Raw genomic sequence first — 5,090 nt, 5'->3', positions numbered from 1 at the left:
GCCTGAAGGTGCGGCAGATCATGCTGAAGCCGGCTCGCCTCGAACGCATGGTGTTCCCGCTGCTGGTGGCACTGAAGGCCGATGCCACGGACGACGCAGCGCCGGTGTTCGGCATCGTGACCGCCGCGGTCGACGGCAAGGTGGTGCTGTTCAAGGCCGGCAGCGCGACGGCGAACGAGCTCGATGCCGAGACGTTCGCGCAGGCGATCACCGGCGAGGCCTGGCTGGCGGCACCGGTCACCGCGGCGGCGGCCGATCCCGATGGTGCGGCCGGGGCGCCGCGCTTCGGCTTCCGCTGGTTCGTGCCCGAGCTGATGAAGCACCGCCAGGTCTGGCGCGACGTGTTGCTCGCCTCGCTCGCGCTGCAGCTGATCGCGCTGGCCACGCCGCTGTTCACGCAGGCCATCATCGACAAGGTGGTGGTGCACCGCACCGAGAGCACGCTGATCGCGATCGGCATCGCGATGCTGATCTTCACGGTGTTCACCAGCCTGCTCAGCTGGGTGCGCCAGTACCTGGTGCTGCACACCGGCAACCGCGTCGACGCGGTGCTGGGCGCGGCCATCTGGGAGCACCTGCTGCGGCTGCCGCTGCGCTACTTCCAGCACCGGCCGACCGGCGTCGTCGCGGCGCGCCTGCATGCGGTGGAAACCATCCGCGAGTTCGTCTCGGGGGCGGCGGTCGGCCTGGTGCTCGACCTGCCGTTCCTGGTGATCTGCCTCGGGTTGATGTTCTGGTACAGCGCCTTGCTGACCTGCATCGCGCTCGGCATCCTGGCGGTCATCGCGGTGGTGAGCATCGTGATCGCGCCGCTGTTCCAGTCGCGGCTGAACGAGCAGTTCCTGCTGGGCGCGCGCAACCAGGCCTTCGTCACCGAGCACATCGCCGGCTTCGAGACGGTGAAGAGCCTGCAGATGGAGCCGCAGCTGCGCCAGCGCTTTGCCGGCTACCTGGCGAGCTACCTGCAGTCGGGCTTCAAGACGAAGCAGACGGCCAACACCTACAACATCTTCGCGACCACGCTGGACCAGGTGCAGACGCTGCTGATCCTGATGGTGGGGGCCTACACGGTGATGACCGAACCGAGCTTCACGATCGGCATGCTGGTGGCCTTCCAGATGTTCTCGGGCAAGCTGAGCCAGCCGGTGCTGCGCATCGTCGGGCTGTGGAGCCAGTTCCAGCAGGCCTCGCTGAGCGTGCAGCGGCTGGGCGACGTGATGAACGCGCCGGCCGAGCCGTACTCGATCACGCCGCAGCGGCAGGCGGGTGGCGCCGGCCGCATCGAGGTGCGCAACCTCGGCTTCCGCTATGCCGACGACCTGCCGCTGCTGTACCAGGACCTGAGCCTGACCATCCAGCCGGGGCAGACGGTCGCGATCATGGGCCCCTCGGGCACCGGCAAGAGCACCTTCGCGAAGCTGCTGATGGGCTTCTACCAGCCGAGCCAGGGGCAGATCCGCATCGACGATGTCGACATCCGCCACATGGCGGCCAACGAGCTGCGCGCGCACTTCGGCGTGGTGCCGCAGGAGACGGTGCTGTTCAGCGGCAGCATCTTCGACAACCTGCGCGCCGGCAACCCGGCGGCCACGTTCGAGCAGGTGGTGCAGGCCGCGAAGATGGCTGGCATCCACACGACGATCGAGGCGCTGCCGCAGGGTTACCAGACCGAGATCGGCGAGCGCGGCAGTGGCCTGTCGGGCGGGCAGAAGCAGCGGCTGGCGATTGCGCGCGCGCTGCTGAAGGGCCCGAAGGTCTTGATCTTCGACGAGGCCACGTCGGCGCTCGACCATGACACGGCCGAGAGCTTCGCGAAGACGATCAACGCGCTGAAGGGGCGGGTGACGATGCTGTTCATCACGCACAACCTGCCGAAGCTGCTGAAGATCGATGCGGTGGTGCAGCTGCATGCGGATGGGGCGCAGATGCTGCAGGCGGTGGCGACAACGGCACCCGATCTGAGCGGAGAAGGCTGAGATGAGGCTGCCAACTGCATATCTCCTGCACAGTTGATTTCTAAGCTGCTTCGCTCAACACCATCTGCAGTGCAACCCGGTGTTGGCAAAGGACGGCAAATGAACGATTGGTTAGGTGTTGCGATAGTGGTGTCGGTAGTGGGGTTCGTGGTCGCGATGAAAGCGATCGAGCGCTGGATTGATCGGCGGGCGGACGAGCTGTTCCTGCAGGCGCAGGGCATCGCGCTGGATGCGGCCCACTCGCACGGCGCGCAGGCGGGCACGGCGGAGCGACGATGCCCCGCGTGCTATGGCGTGGTGACGGTGAGTGAACGGCAGACCGGCGTGCCGGATGCGCTGCCGGTGCTGGAGGTGCGCTGCGAATGCGGCCTGTGCGACATCAGCGTCTGCGTGAAAGCGCCGGACGATGATGAGGTGAAGTAGGTGGTTGTGCGCGGACGCGCGGCTTGCAGTAGCGCGTCCGCGCACTCGTTCCATACAGAGTGCTCATACCGCCATCTGGCTTGTTGATGTCCCCCATCAGGGTGTGCGTGCAGTGGCGGACTTTGCGGCGCGGCGTGACTAGACTGACGCGGTTAAAGGGGAGAAGGAAGAATGCATGTCGAACCTCGTGATCGGTGACGCGCTGGCTGTTGTGCCCACATCACCCCGGCAATGGGTGCCCCATTCGGAGCGCATGTTCTCGGTACCGGGCCTGTTGGCGAGCGAGGAGTGCGCGGCGCTGATCGAACTGGCGGAGCAGCGCGGGTTCGACGCGGCATYGGTGCGGACGGTGGCGGGCCCGCAGTTGATGCGCAATGTGCGGAACAACGAGCGTGCGCAGTTCGAGGCGCCGTCGTGGATCGCGTTGTTGTGGGAGCGGGCGGCTGCGTTGCTGCTACCGCCTACCGCCTATGAATGGCGAAGCTGTCGCGGGGTGGGCGACCTGATCACCGCTTCGAAGAAGCTGTTTTTCATCTTGAAAGCGGAAGTTGCAGCCAATTCGCACGTGTCAATATAACCATCAATGAAAAACTTCATCCTCTTCTCGGTGATATTTCTCGCGTCGGCCTATCTTTTCGGAAGTGAAGAGATATCGGCCAATCTAAAAGAAAGTGCGATTTCAGAGTCCCCCGCTTTCGCGAGTGCTAAATTTGTCGAGGTCGTCAAAACAGGCGGCAAAAAGCTCAGTTCTTACCGAGTGCGCTACGCGTTTCAGGTCGGCGGCACTCAGTACTATGCCCTGACGACATCAACGGATGAGCAGGGAGCCCTTCAATACGCGGCACAACCGGAGACGTTGGTCGCCTACGACAGTCGGAATCCGACTGTCAATGCACTGAAGAGATACTACGATCAACGGAGAAATCGCGGGAACCTCTCTCAGTCACTGGTCGTAGTCGGCGTGCTTTCAGTTCTCATAACCCTACCAGTTTGGCTGCTGCTGAGTTGGAGGTTCGGTTGGCTCAAACGTAGAAGGCCTGCATGAGCTCTACCTGCTGGTAAAGATGTTGCACTTCAGACTTGAGGCTGTCGTCAAACGTTAGAATATCGAGAAAACAGGAGAAAAACACATGGCTTTTGTGACTGAATACATCCCTGAAGCGGATAAGAAAAAATACAACATAACGGACGATAACCATTTTTATCGGGCTGGCTCAAGCGACTGGACGGTGGATAGAGATCGTGGAATATTTCTGGTACGTCGCACAGGAACTAGTCCGGAAGGCGTTCCAGGGCAAATACATTGGGCATTCTTTTGGGGTGGACATTTGTTGGATGTGCTGCTCGAAACGATCGATATCGGAGGAGATTTTCGAGGCGGCAACGGTTGGGAGCACAAAAGGATCTTGCACATCGGCGGTTTGACCCAGGAATTGCAAGCCAAGCGGGAGCAAATCATTGGCGATCTTCGGGAGGCCTTGGCTTCTTACCGTGGATTAGGGGTTTTGTCCACCAAGACCTCTTATGAAGTCATATTGGATGCCGAATAAAAATCATGCCCTACTCACTCGATCAAGCAAAACTGCTACTCCAGTCAACAGAACTTACGCAACAGGCCCTGACCGACTTGGTGAAGAAGGTTTCTATTGAAGCTACTGGCTCGATAACCGTATTTTACGGTGGACTCTTGCCAGACGGTTCCAGTGCTACTCAGGTCGTAGGGGCGATGGTTGATGCAGGTGAGGATATTCGTGTTTTAGATAAAACTCCTGCGGCAAAATTCCTTAAATCAATCGAATTCCTTCGTGCCGCTGGTATGGCCTCTGGGTTGTCGGATGAGGATATTGGGAAATTAGTTGATGGAAAACTGGGGAAAAATCCAGCTACAGATTGGATTTTTGCAAGCGACCCGCACACAGCTCCGTGGGCTGCAGCGTCCCAAAATTTCGCTCAAGCCACGAAGGGGGAGGTCAGGTTATTGGTTTCAGGCGAACGGGCGACCGCAGACCGCGTCTTCAATAAAGCTGAACTGCCCGCGCTGCTTCAGAACTCGGCCGTTACCAAGATCAACGAATACGATGTCAACGCCCTCAAGGCTATGTACCCTGAGGCGGGTCGGGTTCCACCCGACACAAGCAGGATGTTTGAAGGGCTCAAGCTCAGCAGCGAAAGGAGCCTCGTTGTCAGCGGCCTCAACGTCGTCAACGACGCCAAGGGCAACGTCATTTCGGTGGCCAGAGGAAATCTCCTCGCCTCGGAACTGTTCGACGCAAGCTATTTGAAGAGCCACCCTGAAAAGCTCGACGTCTGGAAGGACTACCTCAAGGCGAATCCAAGTCGCGTAAGTGCCTTCACCGATTTCGCGAAACTCAACGTCAGCACGACCAAGGCTCTCTTCAAAGCCGGAGGTGCAGTAGCGCTCAAATCGGCCAAATTGCTCGGACCAGTCGCTGGGATTCTGGCGTTTGCCATGGCAAGCGCCGAGGCGGCCGAGGCCAAGGCCCAGGGCAACGACGCCCAAGCTCTAGAGATCATGAAGCTGTGGGCGATTGACACCGGGGGCTCGGCTATTGGCACGGCTGCTGGTACCGCCATTGCGGGAATTGCCCTTGCCGCAGCTGCCGCAGTTGGCGTGACAGTGGGGGCTCCTATCGCGGCAGTTGTTATGCTCGGAGCGGCGCTCTTCGGTGG

At 60.5% G+C, this 5,090-nt stretch carries 6 protein-coding genes; all 6 read left to right on the top strand.

Annotated features, from left to right (window positions below; all coding sequences use genetic code 11):
• On the top strand, window positions 1-1,976 hold a 1,976-nt coding region (locus AC1D01_RS20230), incomplete at its 5' end, for a peptidase domain-containing ABC transporter (protein WP_477869416.1).
• A gap of 99 nt (window positions 1,977-2,075) precedes the next feature.
• Complete coding sequence (locus AC1D01_RS20225) at window positions 2,076-2,399, top strand: hypothetical protein (RefSeq protein WP_477869414.1); 324 nt, start codon at window positions 2,076-2,078, stop codon at window positions 2,397-2,399.
• A gap of 175 nt (window positions 2,400-2,574) precedes the next feature.
• Window positions 2,575-2,976: a hypothetical protein gene (locus tag AC1D01_RS20220; RefSeq protein ID WP_477869412.1), complete on the top strand. Its 402-nt coding sequence runs from the start codon at window positions 2,575-2,577 to the stop codon at window positions 2,974-2,976.
• 6 nt (window positions 2,977-2,982) lie between these two features.
• Window positions 2,983-3,444: a hypothetical protein gene (locus tag AC1D01_RS20215; RefSeq protein ID WP_477869410.1), complete on the top strand. Its 462-nt coding sequence runs from the start codon at window positions 2,983-2,985 to the stop codon at window positions 3,442-3,444.
• An 85-nt stretch (window positions 3,445-3,529) separates the two neighbouring features.
• The gene (locus tag AC1D01_RS20210; RefSeq protein ID WP_477869408.1) at window positions 3,530-3,949 is read left to right on the top strand and encodes a hypothetical protein; all 420 of its coding nucleotides are present in this window, start codon (window positions 3,530-3,532) and stop codon (window positions 3,947-3,949) included.
• 5 nt (window positions 3,950-3,954) lie between these two features.
• Window positions 3,955-5,090 (top strand): hypothetical protein (locus tag AC1D01_RS20205; protein ID WP_477869406.1); only part of this gene is annotated, 1,136 nt, incomplete at its 3' end.

Source organism: Rhizobacter sp. P3_B12, assembly GCF_056402895.1.
This window is presented reverse-complemented; position numbering and strand designations above follow the sequence as displayed.

What these genes read in the sequence shown, in the direction of transcription:
- AC1D01_RS20225 (WP_477869414.1), top strand. Translation starts at nt 2,076, where the DNA reads ATGAACGATTGGTTAGGTGTTGCGATAGTGGTGTCGGTAGTGGGGTTC.
- AC1D01_RS20215 (WP_477869410.1), top strand. Translation starts at nt 2,983, where the DNA reads ATGAAAAACTTCATCCTCTTCTCGGTGATATTTCTCGCGTCGGCCTAT.
- AC1D01_RS20210 (WP_477869408.1), top strand. Translation starts at nt 3,530, where the DNA reads ATGGCTTTTGTGACTGAATACATCCCTGAAGCGGATAAGAAAAAATAC.